An 18,150-nucleotide genomic window follows, 5' to 3' on the forward strand; every position below is an offset into this window, starting at 1 on the left:
AAGGAAAAGCAGAAGGAAAAGCAGAAGGAAAAGCAGAAGGAAAAGCAGAAGGACGTTTATCCGAAGCGATCGCTTTTGTGATGCGTTTACTGAAAAAAAGATTTCCAAACATTCCCAGTACCATAAATAGTCAAATTGAAGATTTATCTATTGAAGATTTAGAAAGTTTAGGAGAAGATTTATTAGATTTTCAAAGTATAGAAGATTTAGAAAGTTGGTTAAATTCTCGCTACTCTAATTAGGATTTGCTGAAAAAGTCTTCTTGCTATTTTTAGGGAGTAGGGAGTAAACCCACCCCTAACCCTTCCCAGGAGGGGAAGTCAGTAGGAATAGAAGTTAAAGATGAATTAGCTGGAAGAATTATCTTTTAATTTTTCTGCTAAATGTGAGCCTTTTGTCCTAACTTTTTTGACCTTTTTGACCTAAAAGTTACTACTTTTTTCCAACAAACAAGTTGCTAAAACCTTTATCTCTAAAGACTTTTATATTTATTCAGCCAGCCCTAATTAGGATTTGCTGAAAAAGTATGTTAATGAAAGAAGGGAACAGGGAACAATTTAAACTATCTGCTATGGTCAAATTTTCGGCAAGGATACTAAATAATCTATAAATCAGACTAACTAAAAGGTCTATGGAAAGTCAGAAGAATATAGATATAATTATTTGTCAATCCCACCACCTGAATAGCTGCTTCAATTCTAAATTCTAAATTATAAATTCTTACGAATTCTACAAAAAGGTCTGTCTCAATCAGATATTCTTAAAAAATAGCTCCTCTAGTTCATTTTAGATAGCTTTATCTATCATTTTTATGTTTTTTCTATTTTTCCCTCTTCCCTCTTACTTCTTCCCTCTTACTTCTTCCCTCTTAATTCTTCCCTCTTAATTCTTCCCTCTTACTTCTTACTTCTTCCTTCTTCCTTCTTACTTAATTCAACCATCTATAACAAACATTTATAAAATTGGTATAAGATTGCTATATGAGTTATTGCTATAATCCTACTTGTCAAAAACCTCAAAACCCAGACAAAAATAAATTCTGTCAAAGTTGCGGAGCTAAACTAATTCTAAGAGAACATTATCGCCTCCTAAAACCAATCGGAATTGGCACATTTAGCCGGACATTTTTAGCAGTTGATGAAGATATTCCTTCCCAACCAATTTCTGTAATTAAACAATTTTTACCAATAGCTACTCCCGGCAAAAATTCAGTACAAAATATCAATGAAATAGAAAAAGCATCAACATCATTTCAGAGAGAAGCATTACAATTAGATAAACTCGGAAAACATCCCCAAATTCCCAGTTTATTAGCCTACTTTATTGTCTCATCCTATCAATATTTAGTTCAAGAATATATACAAGGAAAAAACTTACTTCAAGAATTAAAAGAAGAAGGAACATTTGACGAACAAAAAATTAGACAATTTCTCAGAGAAATACTCCCTGTCTTGCAATTTATTCACAAAAATCAAGTCCTGCATCGCGACCTGAAACCAGAAAATATTATTCGTCGTGGTGCTGATGAAAACGAATATCACTGGAGCGGAAATTTATGTTTAGTCGGTTTCGGTGCTGCCAAAGCTATTTCCACTAATCCCAAAGTCAACAGTTTTACTGTCATTGGTTCCCCAGAATATACAGCTCCAGAACAGCTAACAGGTCAACCCGTATTTGCTAGCGATATTTATAGCTTGGGAGTTATTTGTATTCATTTAATGACTCAAGTTGACCCCTTCGACTTGCGTCACGGTGAAGAATGGTTATGGCAACAACATATACCCAGACCTGTGAGTACATCCTTGAGTAATATCATTAATAAAATGCTAGAAGTCTCTTTGTCCCAACGTTATAGTTCAGTAGAAGAAATTTGGCAAGACTTAATGCAAACAACAGCAAGTTCTTGGGAAGCATTAGAAAGTTTAGAAAATAATGGTGACAAAGTGAGAACTGTAGCATTTAGTATTGATGGTCAAAATCTCGTAAGTGGTGGTGAAGATAATAATATTAAAGTCTGGAGTCTGGGAACCGGAAACGCTCCTCAGATTTTAGGAGGTTGGATGTTCAGTCATTCGGGATGGGTGCAGGCGATCGCTTTTAGTCCGGACGGTCAACTCCTAGTGAGTGGAAGTAATGACAATGCGATCAAGATTTGGAACTTAGGTACTGGAAAGTTGATGCGCACTTTGGGAAACTGGTTTGGTCAAGACTGGGGTGCTGTACAGGCGATCGCTATTAGTAAAGATGGTCAAATATTGGCTAGTGGTCATGGCGACAAAACAGTAAAAGTCTGGTATCTCAACAGTGGAAAAATGCGGGGATTTTTGAAAGGTCATACTGCTTGGATCGAGTCGGTTGCTATTAGTCCCGATGGCAAGGTATTGGTAAGTGGAAGTGGGGATAAGACGATTAAATTATGGGATGTGGAAACTGGGAAGTTGTTGTTAACTTTGACTGGTCATACTGATATCGTTCGGAGTGTAGCGATCGCTCCTGATAGTCAGATATTGGCAAGTGGTAGTAGTGACAATACTGTGAGGTTGTGGCAGTTAGCAACGGGAGATTTATTGGGAATATTGCAGCATCCCGATGGAGTGAATAGTGTTGCTATTAGTCCTGATGGTTTGATATTAGCGAGTGGGTGTCGGGATGGGAATTTGTATTTATGGAATCCTTATACAATGGAGGAGATCGCAGTATTGAGTCAAGAGGCAGTAGTGAATGCGATAACATTTAGTGTGGATGGTCAAATGTTGGCAGCCGGTTGTGGGGATGGAAGTGTCGGTGTGTGGCAAAGGGTGAGATAATGGATAATTGATAATTGATAATTGATAATTAAGGGTTGCTGATTCAATGTTCTTATACCATTTCGACCTGATGTTGCGCTTAATAAAAGGTAATAGTTGTTTAAAAATTCAGGTCTAGGTTAGAGTTATTGTTCTTAGTGCGATTTTTTGGGAACCGTGCATCCTGCTCCCGGGGGTTTACCTCACCATGATAGACCTAGAAACCCGGTTTCTTAAAGAAACCGGGTTTCTTTGTGCAGTTGGAAATAATAGAAGTGGAATGGGCATCCTACCCGTCCCCAAAAATTAGGCACCGGCAAGATTCCCCCATACACAAAACTATTTTCTTCCAGTCGCAATGACTTGGATATAGTAATTAGGACTTGCTGATTAAATCAGGACTTACGCAGAAACTGGGTTTATCAACAAAATCTCGTGGTTTGAACTGAATCCAGAAACCCAGAAACCCGGTTTCTCAAAGAAACCGGGTTTCTTTGCGTAAGTCCTATAAATCTCAAAGCATTTTTTAAGCTCCATTATCTTTTCTTAAATTTTCTTTCGTGATAACCTTAAATTATAATTAAAATGTTGATTTTTTTTTCAACACAATTACAATAGTCAACCGTAGACATAATCTAGATAGAGGCATCTATGGCAAAATTCAATTTCAAGAACTTCGATAAAATATCCAAGTTAACTCTAAACGGTAGCGCAGCACAAGAGGGGAGCCAAAGTCTTCTACGCTTGACAAATCAAAATTCTAATGCTCAGTGGGGCAGCGCTTTTTTCTCCAAACCTATCAAGATTACTGAAAATACCTCTTTTGAAACATACTTCCAGTTTCAAATTTCTAAATCACCTTTCGATGACGTCCAAGGTTTGGTCTTCATGCTCCAAAACGATCCCAGGAAGGATAATACTCTAGGCGAAAGTGGAGCAGGATCCCTTGGATACAGAGGTATCTCCTCAAACATAGGTATAGAATTTGATACTAAAGACACTAATTATGGTAGTGAGTATGACGATCCTGGTGACAATCACATTGGACTTAATAAAAATGGGAATCTCGGATCTTTAGATTTTGTTGAAGCCAACCAAGATATGGATAGTGGCAATGTCATTCATGCTTGGATTGACTATAATGGCAAAAATGATAAGCTCGAGGTTTTTCTATCCAGTACCGACCAGAAGCCACGAAATTCACTATTTTCAAGCAAAATAGACCTTAAGGATACTGTTGGTAAAAGAGCTTATGTAGGGTTCAGCGCTGCAACAACCGACTTCGAGAATGGTAATATAGACATCCTCCAATGGAACTTTTCCTCGGAAGAGGAGGGTAGCTCCAAACCTACAAAAAGTATCAACGGCAACAATGGCAATAACCGATTAACAGGAACTAAGAATAGCGATCGCATCAACGGCAAAGGGGGTAAAGATATCCTTACTGGTGCTGCTGGCAACGATATTCTCACTGGTGGTAACGGAGCAGACGACTTCCTTTTCGGCGGTAACAAACCCTACAGCCAAAAAAACTTGGGCACCGATAAAATCACCGACTTTCAACCAGAGGTTGACGAAATAATCCTCGAACGCGATGTTTTCATCACCCTCCGCAGTAAAGCAGGAGAAGGATTTAGCATCAATCGCGAATTTGATATCGTCAAGAACAAACGCGCCGTTGCCAACTCTGTCGCTGATATCGTCTACGACCGCTCCACTGGAGATTTATACTACAACGCCAATAGCGCCCTCAGTGGTTTTGGTGGTGGCGGTAAATTTGCCACCTTAGAAGGAGCGCCCAATATTAGCGAGTCTGATTTTGTGCTACAGTAAGCAGAGTAGATTCCACCGCGCGTAAAATCTTGCGTCGAGAATGTTGTTTTCCACTTACAGCGGTTTTCATTTTGGTAAACCATAGTAGGGACCTTGCATAACAAAAATGCTAACGTCCCTACAAAATTTTGGCTATGCTGATTTTGATTTAATAATTCTTTGAGGTTTAATCAGCAACCCATCATTATCTTTTCAAGGTAAACAGTAGTGGGAGCATCTTGCTCCCTTACTAAATGAGGGAACACTTAACTGGGAACAGGGAACAGTTTAAACTATCGGAGCATCTTGCTCCCTTACTAAATCAGGACTTACTGTACCTCACCATTGATACACCCAGAAACCGGGTTTCTTCAAGAAACCCGGTTTCTTTGTGCAAATGTTTCATCGCCGGTATGGGCATCCTGCCTGTCCCCAAAAATCAGGAACGGGCAAGATCCCCATTCCACAAAATTGCTTCTATATTAATGGAGGACTAACCAATTTTATACTCCTGAATTCTAACTTCTGATGTCATAAATAATGCTCGATATACAGGTTGATTTTTAGCTAAAGTTGCCTTTTCTCTTTCTGATAAAACAGGCAAAATATTTTCCTTTAACCAATCATTAGAAGTTCGAGAAAATGAACTATTTTTTGAGAAGCGATCGCACATTTCTTTGGCTACTTTTTCTACATCAGAATGTAAAAAAATTTCTCCTCCCACTGTTAAATAATTTGCTAAATCTTCAACTAATTTTGGTTGTACAACTCGACGGGTTTGATGACGTCTTTTAAACCAAGGATCGGGAAATAAAATAGAGACTCTTTTTAATATTCCTTTTGGCAAAGAATCAAATATTTCTGCTAGGGAAATATTCGCATTACAAAACAAATAATGCAAATTATTTAAACCTTGTTCATCTCGCAAATTATTAGCTTCTATAACTAAAGGTTCTCGTATTTCTAAACCTAGAAAATTCCACTCAGGTTCTACCTGTGCCATCTGCCATAAAAATCTACCTCTAGCACAACCAATATCCAAATGTAATGGTTTGTTCATATCTGTATAAATACCACTCAAATTAGGAATCTTTATTGACTGTTGATATCTGCTAGATAAAGGATTAACGTGCTGTCTAACTCTTACTCTTGCCAAAATTTAAACCTCCATTATTTTAAGCATTTAGCTATTAGCCGTCAGCTTTCAGCCCTCTACTTCTCTAAAAGAAACTCCCCAACGGAAGACTCTTTATAATAATCTAATTTTGTCATCTTTTTGGATAAGAATGAATTCAGAAATTAGGGATAAAGTAAATGTCATGTCAGTTATCGGTTATCAGTTAGTTTTCTACATAGGAACTGTTAAGGAAGTTTCTCCAGTGAAAAGGCAATAAAATTAGGAATTTCCATTTTTATCAATGGCTAAATTAGAAATGGGAGAAGTATTACTAACAATAATCATCGCCAGGGTTCCTTTTGTAATGTTTTGAGGTCTTCCTGAAATTCTACTACGTCGTAATGAACACAAATTCTACGATCGCTGATTAATTTCTGAAATTGCATTCGGTGTATTCCTAGCAACTCACTAGCTTTACCTAAACTGATTTTTTCTTGTTGAAAAAGCATCATCAAAATTTCTACTAATAATTGATCTTCTGACAAGCCACTTGCTTGTAGAATTTGATCTGATATTAATAAACTCATTGTTATTTGAAAATTAATTAACACTGCTGAAGGCTAAAGTCTATGACAACTGCATCTATAAAACTAATACAAAGACTCACATAACCTGACAATCCAATGTTTACTTCCTGCTTCTACTGAGCCATTCGTTTGTATGAGAATTAAGTAAATATTGATAATAATCAAGATAATTGAAATTCATATTATTAACTCAAATCAACAATAACACTATTCTCTAATAGTTAGAGTTTTTTGGCAAGATTTATTTACATAGGACTTACACGGGAGGAACCTGGTTTCTAGGATAAATCCTTGTTTTGAGCAATAGACATCTACGCTCGTACCGGGTTTCTGGGTTCACATGGCTTTAGTCCTGTTACATTTTACGAACCTCTAGGTTAAAGCTACTCAGGGATTATTTTTAACTTTTAAATTGTACATAGCGCTATAATACTTGTTTGGTGTCATTCCATGCTTTGCTTTGCTGCGCAATGCTAACGCGAACAACCAAACTTACATAATTAACTAAAATAATTTATAATGTCAAACCCACAAATCAAGCCCCACTATCGCATCGAAATTATCGAACCCAAACACGTTTACCTCCTGGGAGAAAATTCTACCGAGACCCTGACTGGAGAATTTTATTGTCAGCTCATTCCCCTATTAGATGGTCAACATACCTTTGAAGAAATCTGTCAAACGTTAGCAGAAATAGTAAACCCAGAAGATGTCGAATATCTTCTTAACCATCTCCAAACCAAAGGTTATTTAACCCAAGCAACCCCCGAACTATCCCCACCTGCTGCTGCATTTTGGTCATTACTCAACGTAGAACCTCAACTCGCTGCCGACTTTCTCCAAAAAATCACCGTTTATGTCGCCTCAGTGGGAGAAACAACCACAGATTTATTAATCGAAAGTTTGACCGCAGTAGGTATCAAAACTAAACTTTGGGAAGACTACCCACTCACGTCAGATCGCAACGCATTATTAGTTGTTCTCACCGATGACTACCTCCAACCACAACTGGCAGAAATCAATAAAGCTAACGTCTCAGCTAACCAACCTTGGTTATTAGCAAAACCAGTAGGCAGTTTGCTGTGGTTAGGTCCCATATTTGCACCAGATATAGGATGTTGGGAATGTTTGAGTCAACGTTTGCGCGGACATCGAAAAGTAGAAGCTACGGTTTGGCGACAAAAACAAAAATCTATTGCTTCTAGTACGACCAAAAGAAAAGTTTCTGGATGTTTGCCTCCTCCTGCTGTTTTCCTCCCTTCAACTTTAGCAACTGCTATCAATCTCATCACCACGGAAGTTGCCAAATGGATAGTACAACAAAGTGGGGTGGAAATGCCCTACTTTACCACTCTTGCTGGCAAAGTAATTACTTTCAATCAAGCTAACCTAACCACAGAGACTCACTTTTTGAGTAAACGCCCCCAATGTCCAGCTTGTGGAAATCCCAAATTACTCCAAGAAATGTCTTTTTATCCTCTTACTCTCACCAGTCGGAAAAAGCATTTTACCACAGATGGCGGTCATCGCGCTGTTACTCCCGATCAAACAACCAAACGCTACGAAAAATTAATCAGTCCCATTACTGGAGTTGTCAGTGCATTAGTGCGAGTTTCCGAGCCTGAAAATCCTGTGGTTCATACTTACACTGCTATTCATGGTTTTGCTATAGCTAAAAATTTGGATGCTTTGCGTCCTTCCCTACGTCATCAAAGTGGAGGTAAAGGTAAAACTGATCGCCAATCTAGAGCTAGTGGTTTTTGTGAAGCGATCGAACGTTATTCGGGAATATTCCAGGGAGACGAACCTCGGAAAAAGTCAACTTTAGCTGATTTGGGAGATCGAGGTATTCATCCAGAAAAAATTCTGCATTTTAGTCTGACGCAGTATGCTAATCGGGAGAAATTGAATGCTAACTGTAAAGTAGAGCATGATTGGATTCCCCAACCTTTTGATGCCCGTCAAAAAATTGAATGGACTCCAGTGTGGTCGCTGACGGAGCAGAAACACAAATATTTGCCTACTGCTTTTTGTTATTATGGTTATAAATTGCCCAAAAAGCATAATTTTTGTGCAGGTGATTCCAATGGTAACGCTGCGGGAAATACCATAGAAGAAGCAATTTTGCAAGGATTTATGGAATTAGTGGAGCGCGACAGTGTAGCGATTTGGTGGTATAATAGTTTGCAGCGTCCGGGGGTAGATTTAGCCAGTTTTGACGATCGCTATTTATTAGAATTGCAAAAATTTTATCGAAAAAATCAGCGGGAGTTATGGGTGTTGGATTTAACTACAGATTTAGGAATACCTGCTTTTACTGCCGTTTCCCGTCGAGTTGAAGGAGAATATGAGCGAATTATTTCTGGTTTTGGAGCGCATTTTGACCCCAAAATTGCCATTCTGCGAGCAGTAACGGAACTCAATCAAATTGGATTGGGAATGGATCGGCAAGAGATTAGTCAGATGGAGGAAGGGATGCAAGAATGGATGATGACAGCAACTGTAGCAAGTCATCCTTATTTAGCTCCTCATCCAGAAATACCTGCTAAGGTTTATGGAGATTATCCGCAACTTTGGAGCGATGACATTTATAATGATGTTTTGACTTGTGTGAAAATTGCTCAAGCAGCAGGAATGGAAACTTTGGTATTAGATCAGACTCGTCCGGATATTGGGTTAAAAGTAGTTAAGGTGATCGTGCCTGGGTTGCGTCATTTTTGGTCGCGGTTTGGCAAAGGAAGGCTGTATGATGTTCCGGTGAAAATGGCTTGGTTATCTGAAGCATTGTCAGAGGAGCAGATGAGTTCAATACCGATGGTGCTTTAAGAAGGCAGAAGGAAAGAAAAGGTTAGAAGGGATAATTCTTGTGGGATGGGCATCCTACCAGTCCAAAAATACAGCAGATTCCACTTTGGTGAGGTACACCTACCTACGCGAGCAAAAGGCACAGTTCCCGAAAAATAGCACTGAATCTGCTGTATTTTTGTTAAAAAACTTTATAAATAACTGCTCCTGTTTCTGGGTGATTTTCCATTTCAACTAATCCCTGTAGATATAAACTTTTTAACAGTTCTTTCACTTCTGGTACAGTTTTATTTGTGGCAATAATACAATCTGCTATAGAAATTCCCTCTGGATGTTTCTTTGCCAATTCAAGAATAATTTGTGTGTCCGATTTGGGAGGATTTTTTTCTAAAATCCTCTCTATTTGTTCCTGGGGTAAATAATTAAAAATATCCCCAGAATCTAATCGCTTCTTCAGCATTTTCAGATTTTTCTCTTCTACCATTCCAGGAATAAAAAATAAATCAAAAAATTGACCTATCCCTAATAAACCTAAGGTACCTAACCAGATAGTGCCTGTGAAATATTTACCCGAATAAAATCTATGTAATCCACAAATACCGAAAAAACTAGAACACCATAAAAGGTAAGCCATACCTGTATTTCTAGTTTCATCTATTTGACGTACTTTAGAATTATCAACAATTTTAGATTTGTTCATTTTTTGAGTTCCTATTTCAATAATGGATAATTGATAATGGATAATTGATAATTACCTCTCCTTAAAAGGAAGAGTATTAAATAAAAGGAAAAAATTTATTTTTCTTGGTCGATTAGAAATGGTTAGAGAACCCATCCATCTCACCCTACAGGAAGCTCCGCTTTTCATGTCTGCTCAAGGGCCGAAAAGACCGTTTTTTCCTTTTTAAAGGGGAAGCTTCAAGGCGCGAATTATTTCATTATTTACATTATTAATTCGGTAAATAAATATAAGATTCGATATAAATTTTCAATTTTACTAGCTGAACTTACAGACCAAACTAGCATCTATATTTTCTACCTTAGCACAACCACTCAATGCCATAGCCACATCTAATTCACTACTCAATAACTCCAACAAATGCCGCACTCCATTTTCTCCATCCACCGCTAACGCCCACAAAACCGGACGGCCAACTAAAACTGCTTTTGCTCCCAATGCCAAAGCTTTCAAAATATCTGTACCTCTGCGAATCCCCCCATCCATCAACACATCCACCTTATTTCCTACTGCTGCCACTACCTCTGGAAGAGCATCAATAGTAGCGATCGCTCCATCTAACTGTCTACCACCATGATTAGAAACAATAATTCCTTTGGCTCCATGTTCAACTGCTCGAATAGCATCATCTCCCCGTAAAATTCCTTTCACTACTATAGGTAATGATGTCAATGACTGCAACCATTCAATATCTTGCCAAGTCAGAGCTGAATCGAGTTGATGAGCAAAATAAGTAAATAATCCAGACTCATCTTCTGTTTCCGGAATTTCTAAATTTGCCATTGAGGCTAAATTAGCTAATTTCAGATTAGATGGTAAAGTAAATTTATTTTTTCGGTCTCGTTCCCTAACACCTAAAATTGGTGCATCAGCTGTCACACATAATGCTTGATAACCTGCTGCTTCTGCTCTTTCAACTAAAGCACGAGTCAGGGAGCGATCGCGATGCACATAGAGTTGAAACCACAAACTTCTGGGTACATCGGCCGCTAATGCTACATCTTCTAAAGTTGTGTTTGACATGGTACTTAATACCATTGTTATGCCTAATTCTGCTGCTACTTTTGCTGTTGCTAATTCTCCTTCTGAATGCGCCAAACATTGAAATGCCATAGGAGCAATTAAAATCGGCATTTTGATTGGTTTCCCCAAAATTTTGGTACTTAAATTTCGTTGACTAACATCCACTAACATTCGTGGTCTAAGTTTATATTTTGCATAAGCAGTACGATTATCTCGCAAAGTAATTTCATCCCAAGCACCACTAGCATAATAATCTAGTACGATTTGAGATAAATATTCTGGAGCTAAAGATTCATACTCAAACAGATTAATAGGTTTGTTCATTAGATTGATAAAATAAAATTATTTATCTTAAAAATACATCAAATCTTTTCCTTCTGCCTCCTACCTTCTGCCCCTCTTTCAAAGGGGGGATAACTGATAACTGATAACTGAATTTGGCAAATCCTAACTACTGACAATAAGATATGGCATAGAGAGCGATCGCTAAACTTAACCTTACTTGTTCAACTTCAGATAAATCATACCAATCAGCAGATTCTATGGTTGCCAAAGTTTTTTCTACCGCATTATTTTTATCTCCACGCATGGAATAAGCAAGGGGACGCGCCATTACTTCTAAATCTTCTAAATCCCAACCTGGTAAAACTTCATTAACACAATGTACTAATTGATCTGAGAGAGATAAAGTGGAACCTAAACGATTCACTTGCTCAACGATATTAATCGCAATTTTCCCTAAGTTGTTAAGTAAATTATGGGGAGCAAGGCCGACAAATTTTTGATGTAAAGCATTCTGAGTATCAATAACTAACCAAAGTTTATCTGTGTGCCTATAAAAATTTTGGCAGGTGGAATTTATTTCCGCATCACTGAGTAAATTAGATAATGGTAGCTCTTGTTCGAGAGAATCAAAGTAAGAATCTGACTCTGGTGCTTGAGGATTCCAAGGATAAGTATTATCGTCTAAAACAATGGTACTTAAGAAGTCTAATTCTACCTCAGTAGAGGCATCATCAAGAGAAAGTTGAGAAGGAGAATGTTGATTATTCATAATTTTATTCCTAGTATATATTATTAATTAATAATGCATAATTAATAATGACAAATATCTCTAAATTAGAGTTTGCTGATTAAATATTAAAGGATTAACAAATATAAGGTTTCAGTAAATTTAAGTCCTCAAAAAGTACCAGCTTTTCGGTTAAAGTGAGCAGGAAAAGTGAGAATTTTGGGCTAACGCGAGTTAGAAACATTAAGGGACTATTTATTATCAACTACGAACTCTTCTATAACCCCCATTTCTTCACACTCTGTAAGGACGTTCGCATTTTTGTCATGCAACGTCCCTACTCCCTATTTCCTACCTTGGCAAAAAGAGTTTTTCACCAAACCCTAATTATTAATTATTAATTATTAATTATTAATTATCCACTATTTTACTACTTACTTAGCTACAGGAATAACTTAGTTATTTCCGTAATCTACCTTTGATTGACTACTTATTTCTTCTGTTGTCTCAATCACAAATTCAAAAGCTTGACCTTGAGAACTGCCAAATTTTAACAATGATCCTGAACTTATAGCCACCTCATCACGATGTATTCTTTGCCAATTATCAGACTGATAAATTAAAGTACCAAAACGAGAAATGTCTCGTAAAAAATAAGTGGGTTCAACTTCTTCATTTGGTAAGTAACGACAAAAAATTTCTGCGTGTTTTTGGGAAACCCACCGCTCCGGAATCTCTACATCATTTTCTGGAGAACGCCCCACTTTAATTGTCCCAAACCAAATTGGCCAAACTTGATTATGATCATTTCGAGAACGTAAAAAAGCTCTAAAAGTATAACTACCCATCCAAGTCGGAGAATTAGTAGGTAGTTGAGTTACTAATTCATCAAATACTTGTACTAATTGACCATTAAATTCTGGGTGCATATACAAAACTGGTAATGTCCAAGCTGGTTGATTAAATTTGTAGAGAGTTAATAATTGTTGTCTTGCTACTGTTACTGCTTGATCTATCAACATTCCCTCTATCAAACTTTGAGCCAAAACTTGAATAAAACTTAAAGCTTCCCGATCAGCAATTTCATCTCGCATCCCCAAAACAGCAGGTACTCCATGATGAATTAATACTTCTACTAGACTACTGCGTGGTATTACTTTTACTTCACCAGAAGATAGATTTTCTGTAACAGGTTGCGCTCCCCAGCAAGCATTGAATACTGCTAGGGTTACTCCATTACGAACTAAAATTTGGGCTAACTCGGTACCATTAAGGGTGGTGTCAGGTGCTAAAAATAGGCAGCCTCCATCTGGACCTGGTTTACCGTGACCAGCATAGAATAGAACATTATATATTTTTTTATCTAAATAGGAAATTAATTCTTCTGGAGTGGGCTGAATTAGGGTATCAACTCTACAAGGAATAGTAGGATTAGGTTTAGGTGGATTAGGATTGGGGATATTTTGAGGTGTCAAAACCTCTATTAGTTGGGCTACCTCTTTTTCCAGTTTTAATTGGGATTGATGGCCATTAGTTGTGAGGAATTGCCCTTTGGAGGTATTTTCCCCAATTACTAATAGAATATTCAGAAATTGGGAAGGTTGTTGATTTCGTAAGGGATTAACATCACTGGTGGTACGACTGAACAAAATTTCCCGATTTAGAGAAAAGGCAGGTAAAGCGACTCCTGGTTGCATAATTTCCCAGGGTAGGGCAATTAATTCTGGTTCGCGAATATCTAATCTTACTCTTAAGGGCAGTTTTTGGCCAATGGCAATACCTTGACTTTGGTGTAAACTATCAGCGATTTCTCCTTGAAATAGCCACTGCCAAATGCTGATGCCTAGATTTTGCATTAAGCGGGTGGTAATGTTGATTTTGACGCCAGATTCGGGGTCTGGATGAATATTTGTGGTAGACTCTGAGTCAGGCTGAGCTGTACCAATAGGAATCGCAGGTAAATTTTCGGGAGAGAAGACTTCTAACCAAGTTTGCCAAGCTTGTGATAAGGTTTCTGGCCATACCTGGTCATGGTGGACATATCCCCGTTGCAAAGGAGCTTGCATTACCCAGGTGGCAAAATGATTAGTTTCTGGGATGTTCAGACGGGCGATCGCTATACTTAAGCAGGGACTTTCTGGAGGGAAAGGCATTCAATTTTTTTATATTGTTATTATTATTATTCTTAATTTACTTGAATATATTTATATTTATGTGAGTTTATCTATCTTGAGGAAAGAGGAAGTAGGGAATAGTAGACCAACGCAAGTAAGATACTGGTACTGAGAAGGATTGAGCTATCCGTAATTTAAAGTTAATGTAGGAGCGTTTTTGTATAGGGAATGCTCTACTTTCCATGTCGCGCAGCGAAAATGCCTATTCGCCACTACATTATTACTGTGATTAAAGAAAAGAAAATTAGGTGATTTAGTTTTGTCTAGATATTTATTCATATTAGCTATTGGTAATTAATCTAAGGATATTACAGCAGTTTTGGCTTGTTATAAAGTAGATAATACAGTTTTAGGCAATAGGCAAAAAAATATTCATTCTATCATTATTTTTCTCTCACGGAAAGTATAAGTAGTTTACTATATCTCATAAGAACGGGAAGCGCAATTAGATAAATTTTCCTTCTTACTTCTTACTTCTTCCTTCTCTAACAAAAAATGTGGAATTTGAGAAAATATAATTGGTATTTTTTCCTACTTCTTACTTCTTAGTTCTTCCTTTTATAACAAAAAAATGTGGAATTTGAGAAAATATAGTTGGCATTATAAAAAATCTCAAAGTCCAGTTAGGAATTAATCTAAGGATATTACAGCAGTTTCGGCGCGTTATGAGGTAGATAATATTCATAGTTTTAGGCAATAGACAAACAATATTCATTCCGTCATTCATTATTTTTCTTTTACGGAAAGCATAAGTATTTTACTATACCTCATAAGAACGGGAAGCACAATTGGATAATTTTTCCTTCTTACTTCTTACTTTTAACTTTGGAATTTTAACTTCCTACTTCTTACTTTTAACTTTGGAATTTTAACTTTGGAATTTTAACTTCCTACTTCCTACTTCCTACTTCTTACTTCTTACTTTTAAATTTTGACTTCTCTAACAACAAATGTGGAAATTGACAAAATATAATTGGCATTTTTTCCTATCCTTATTTACTTTTATAATTCTTGGTTCATTCATTACCAGAGGGTATACTTTTCCTGTGGGAAATCATTATACTCACGTTCCTCAAATCAAATCAATGTTGAATCCTGGACTCTATAATAATGATTACTATGTTCAGGAAATGTTGCAGTTTACTCCTAGATATTACTATCAATATTTGGTTTATTTGTTGAGCAAAATTACTGGCAATATTTATCTCGCTTATTTGATTTTTTATCTAACTTCATTTATTAGTTTTATCTGGGGTTTATCTGCCATAAGTAAAATTTTTACTCCTTCCAAATTATCAACAGCAGTTTTAATTTTTCTGAGTCTAACATCCTACACATTAATTGGATATTTAGAACTTTTTCCTAATACTCCCATTCCGGCAACATTTGCCATGAGTTTCACAGTTTGGGGGTTTTATTTTTGTTTTCGCCAAAGATGGATAATTGGTTATTTATTTTTTGGCATTGCTTCAATTTTACAATTTTTGGTTGGTGTTTTACCGGGAGTTATGATGATTCCTATTATGTTAATTGAAGTGATAAAAAATCAGAATATTAAACAAGTTAACTCTTTGGAAAAATTCAAAAATTTTACTAAATTGATTTTTTCAGTGATTTTGCCGTTAGTTATTTGCTTGAGTTTTGCTTGTTTAGTTTATCTACCAATGGTATTAACTGGAACAACTAGCACGGATCAATTAACCAATGAAGAATTTGTCTTTATCTATGGTTGGGTTAGAAATCCTCATCATATTATTCCTGCTTATTGGCATTGGCAAAGTAGGTTAGATTTTATCTGTTTTATTTTGGGTGGTTGTCTGTGTATTCACAAAATTGATATTCTTAAATCGGAAGATTTACAGCAGTCGAGAACAGAGAAAAAAATTTCCCACATTTCCCCTTTTCCCAAAAATCAAGGAACTAAAAAAGATTTAATTTTGACTGACACAAAAGGTTTAGATAAATGGAAGTTTTATTTAATTATTGCTGAGTCAATTTTGGCTTTGTTTTTAGGTTATATTTTTCTGGAAGTTTACCCCTTAGCTTTATTTGCTAAATTACAGTTGGCAAGAACTGTTCCTTTGGCTCAATTAATAATATTTATTGCTGTAGGTATATTGGTTGATCAGTTATATCAACAAAGAAATTTAGGGGTTGGTTTACTTTTGATAATTTCTCTAATTTTGCCTGTACCTTATCAGGGAATTTGCTTTTTTATCTTATCATTAGGATTATTTTTTATGGAGAAATGGCGCTACAAAATAATAGCTTGGTTCCTTCTGTTAGGAGGATTAATATTTTACTTGTTACATCCACCGATGAATTTAATTATTAATCGTTTGTTTATGATGCCTGGTTTATTTTTGGTCTTAGTATTTCCGTTTATTTTAGATGAGCTTGACCCAGGAATCGCTCTGAAAAAATTAATGACTTATAGTTTAGCGATCGCCACGACTTTATTATTTATTTTAGGATTATTTGAAGCATTACCAGGAAAAATTTTACAGGTATTTAACCAACAGGTAAAATTTAACAGAGTTCCACAAAATGAGGTTACGAAATTAGCTTTAAGATTTAGAGAAATTAGCGATCAAGATGATGTAATTTTAATTCCTCCATTTGTGTCAAATTTTCAATTTTTTTCAGAGAGAGCAGTTATTGTTGACTTTAAACATTTTCCCCAAACAGATAAAGGAATTAGACAGTGGAAAAATCGAATGGAAGATGTTTTTGGCGTTCCTTTGAATGATAAATTAGCAGTAGGATCGATGGAAATTTTGTTTCCACAACAGACAGGAAAAGAGTTAGTTAATGTGGCGAAAAAATATGGAGCTAAATATATTTTGACTATGGTTAAATGGCATGGAGATATTCAGGGAAAAGTTCTTGATAAGGAGGGAAAATGGGTGATTTTTCAGATAAATTCTGATTAGTAGAGGCTTGATTTATCAGTTATAATTACAATTATTGCTATAGTATCTAGCTAATAGGTTGGGTTTCCTTCCTCAACCCAACCATAAAACCAAAAACAATCAGGCACGTTTTCGATTTCATTGTCAAGAATTAAAATTCTTGGCTAATAGTTTAAGTCATCTTTAGATGACTAAATTAAATAAGGGTGTTAATGCTAAGAGTTGAGTTTCTAATTCTTTAAGAGTCATGTAGGAATCCTATTTAAGTTGTAATATTTTTCTGGCAGTTAGGGGTCAGGAATCAAGATTCAAAATGTTAAAAGTTTTCTGCTAAAATTATATTATAGTAATTAATTTTACCTGAAAGTTTGTACTACTGGACTACGCATTGTATAACAATTAAAATTTACCACAAAATTATTGAATTAAGATAAAATTATATGCCAAATCTCACAGTTAAAGACTTGGAAATTTTGCAAGGTACTCTAAGTCAAGCAGATTTAGATTATCAACTAGAATTAGAGGAAGGAAATATAATTAGTTATGAATCCATCAGATATTGTTTCTAGTGAAGTTGGCGCTCGGTTAACGAGGCTATTAGGTAATTGGGTTGAGCCACGTCGTCTTGGAAGTTTGTTTGATTCTAGTGGTGCTTTTATTCTTCCTGATAATAATCTCAAAGTTCCTGATGTTTCTTTTGTTCGTGCTAAACGTCTCAAAAAAAGTGTTCGTTATTTTGGAGAATTAACGCCTGATTTAGTAGTAGAAATTAAATCTCAAAGTGACAGAATTAAACCTTTGGAAGAGAAAATTAAGAAGTATTTAGAATTAGGAGCAGAAGTAGAAATATTGATAGACCCAGACAAGCAAATAGTTATAGTTTATGCTGCTAATGGTGAAGAAATTCAGTTTAAAAATGGAGATGATTTGACTATTCCTGAATTATTTGGTGAGTGGGAATTACCTATTGTTGAACTTTGGCGGCCTGTGTTTGATGAAGAGGAATAAATTTGCTGGCAAATTTTCCATATAATATACAGCAATTGCGATTTAATTATACCAGCTTACCTAGTCAAGGATTAAAATCCTTGGCTAAGAGCTTAAGTCATTTTTAGATAACTAAATTATCTATTTTTCTTCTTATTCAAAAAATACTGAAAAGATTAAAATCCTTGGCTAAGAG

At 36.1% G+C, this 18,150-nt stretch carries 11 protein-coding genes and 1 pseudogene; 6 read left to right on the plus strand and 6 right to left on the minus strand.

The window, feature by feature from the left end; translation table 11 throughout:
• From VKJ25_RS01440 to VKJ25_RS01450, 3 genes are all read left to right on the plus strand, one after another.
• Positions 1 to 242 (plus strand): DUF4351 domain-containing protein (locus VKJ25_RS01440; RefSeq protein ID WP_324234845.1); only part of this gene is annotated, 242 nt, incomplete at its 5' end.
• A gap of 738 nt (positions 243 to 980) precedes the next feature.
• Complete coding sequence (locus VKJ25_RS01445) at positions 981 to 2,807, plus strand: serine/threonine-protein kinase (RefSeq protein WP_324234846.1); 1,827 nt, start codon at positions 981 to 983, stop codon at positions 2,805 to 2,807.
• A 630-nt stretch (positions 2,808 to 3,437) separates the two neighbouring features.
• Positions 3,438 to 4,619, plus strand: coding sequence for a hypothetical protein (locus VKJ25_RS01450; protein WP_324234847.1), 1,182 nt, complete (start codon positions 3,438 to 3,440; stop codon positions 4,617 to 4,619).
• 472 nt (positions 4,620 to 5,091) lie between these two features.
• Here VKJ25_RS01450 and trmB read toward each other — a convergent pair whose 3' ends face one another.
• Both trmB and VKJ25_RS01460 read right to left on the minus strand, forming a co-directional pair.
• The gene (gene trmB / locus VKJ25_RS01455) at positions 5,092 to 5,754 is read right to left on the minus strand and encodes a tRNA (guanosine(46)-N7)-methyltransferase TrmB (protein WP_324234848.1); all 663 of its coding nucleotides are present in this window, start codon (positions 5,752 to 5,754) and stop codon (positions 5,092 to 5,094) included.
• Positions 5,755 to 6,056: 302 nt separating this feature from the next.
• Positions 6,057 to 6,302: a UPF0175 family protein gene (locus VKJ25_RS01460; protein WP_324234849.1), complete on the minus strand. Its 246-nt coding sequence runs from the start codon at positions 6,300 to 6,302 to the stop codon at positions 6,057 to 6,059.
• 519 nt (positions 6,303 to 6,821) lie between these two features.
• Between VKJ25_RS01460 and VKJ25_RS01465 the strand changes: the two genes are divergently transcribed.
• Positions 6,822 to 9,128: a TOMM precursor leader peptide-binding protein gene (locus VKJ25_RS01465; protein WP_324234850.1), complete on the plus strand. Its 2,307-nt coding sequence runs from the start codon at positions 6,822 to 6,824 to the stop codon at positions 9,126 to 9,128.
• Positions 9,129 to 9,288: 160 nt separating this feature from the next.
• Here the strand turns inward: VKJ25_RS01465 and VKJ25_RS01470 are convergent, their stop codons facing one another.
• The 4 genes from VKJ25_RS01470 to VKJ25_RS01485 all read right to left on the minus strand — a co-directional run bounded on the left by VKJ25_RS01470 (position 9,289) and on the right by VKJ25_RS01485 (position 14,034).
• Positions 9,289 to 9,807 carry an NINE protein gene (locus VKJ25_RS01470; protein ID WP_324234851.1) on the minus strand — a complete coding sequence of 173 codons (519 nt, stop codon included), beginning with the start codon at positions 9,805 to 9,807 and terminating at the stop codon, positions 9,289 to 9,291.
• A gap of 297 nt (positions 9,808 to 10,104) precedes the next feature.
• Positions 10,105 to 11,193, minus strand: coding sequence for an alpha-hydroxy acid oxidase (locus VKJ25_RS01475; RefSeq protein WP_324234852.1), 1,089 nt, complete (start codon positions 11,191 to 11,193; stop codon positions 10,105 to 10,107).
• A gap of 127 nt (positions 11,194 to 11,320) precedes the next feature.
• Complete coding sequence (locus VKJ25_RS01480) at positions 11,321 to 11,923, minus strand: hypothetical protein (RefSeq protein WP_324234853.1); 603 nt, start codon at positions 11,921 to 11,923, stop codon at positions 11,321 to 11,323.
• A 413-nt stretch (positions 11,924 to 12,336) separates the two neighbouring features.
• Complete coding sequence (locus VKJ25_RS01485) at positions 12,337 to 14,034, minus strand: CHAT domain-containing protein (protein ID WP_324234854.1); 1,698 nt, start codon at positions 14,032 to 14,034, stop codon at positions 12,337 to 12,339.
• Between the two features lie 971 nt (positions 14,035 to 15,005).
• Between VKJ25_RS01485 and VKJ25_RS01490 the strand changes: the two genes are divergently transcribed.
• Together VKJ25_RS01490 and VKJ25_RS01500 are read left to right on the plus strand one after the other, a co-directional pair.
• Positions 15,006 to 16,988 (plus strand): DUF6798 domain-containing protein, encoded by a 1,983-nt coding sequence (locus tag VKJ25_RS01490; RefSeq protein WP_324234855.1) that lies wholly within the window; start codon positions 15,006 to 15,008, stop codon positions 16,986 to 16,988.
• Positions 16,989 to 17,407: 419 nt separating this feature from the next.
• Positions 17,408 to 17,975 (plus strand): annotated as a pseudogene (locus tag VKJ25_RS01500) (Uma2 family endonuclease).
• The last annotated feature ends 175 nt before the right edge of the window (positions 17,976 to 18,150 follow it).

Source organism: Okeania sp. (genome assembly GCF_035285525.1).
Taxonomy (GTDB): domain Bacteria; phylum Cyanobacteriota; class Cyanobacteriia; order Cyanobacteriales; family Microcoleaceae; genus Trichodesmium.

Bases quoted from the DNA above. Each gene is read 5' to 3' on its own strand.
- VKJ25_RS01445 (WP_324234846.1), top strand. From the start codon at position 981: ATGAGTTATTGCTATAATCCTACTTGTCAAAAACCTCAAAACCCAGAC.
- VKJ25_RS01450 (WP_324234847.1), top strand. From the start codon at position 3,438: ATGGCAAAATTCAATTTCAAGAACTTCGATAAAATATCCAAGTTAACT.
- VKJ25_RS01460 (WP_324234849.1), bottom strand. From the start codon at position 6,302: ATGAGTTTATTAATATCAGATCAAATTCTACAAGCAAGTGGCTTGTCA.
- VKJ25_RS01465 (WP_324234850.1), top strand. From the start codon at position 6,822: ATGTCAAACCCACAAATCAAGCCCCACTATCGCATCGAAATTATCGAA.
- VKJ25_RS01470 (WP_324234851.1), bottom strand. From the start codon at position 9,807: ATGAACAAATCTAAAATTGTTGATAATTCTAAAGTACGTCAAATAGAT.
- VKJ25_RS01475 (WP_324234852.1), bottom strand. From the start codon at position 11,193: ATGAACAAACCTATTAATCTGTTTGAGTATGAATCTTTAGCTCCAGAA.
- VKJ25_RS01480 (WP_324234853.1), bottom strand. From the start codon at position 11,923: ATGAATAATCAACATTCTCCTTCTCAACTTTCTCTTGATGATGCCTCT.
- VKJ25_RS01485 (WP_324234854.1), bottom strand. From the start codon at position 14,034: ATGCCTTTCCCTCCAGAAAGTCCCTGCTTAAGTATAGCGATCGCCCGT.
- VKJ25_RS01490 (WP_324234855.1), top strand. From the start codon at position 15,006: ATGTGGAAATTGACAAAATATAATTGGCATTTTTTCCTATCCTTATTT.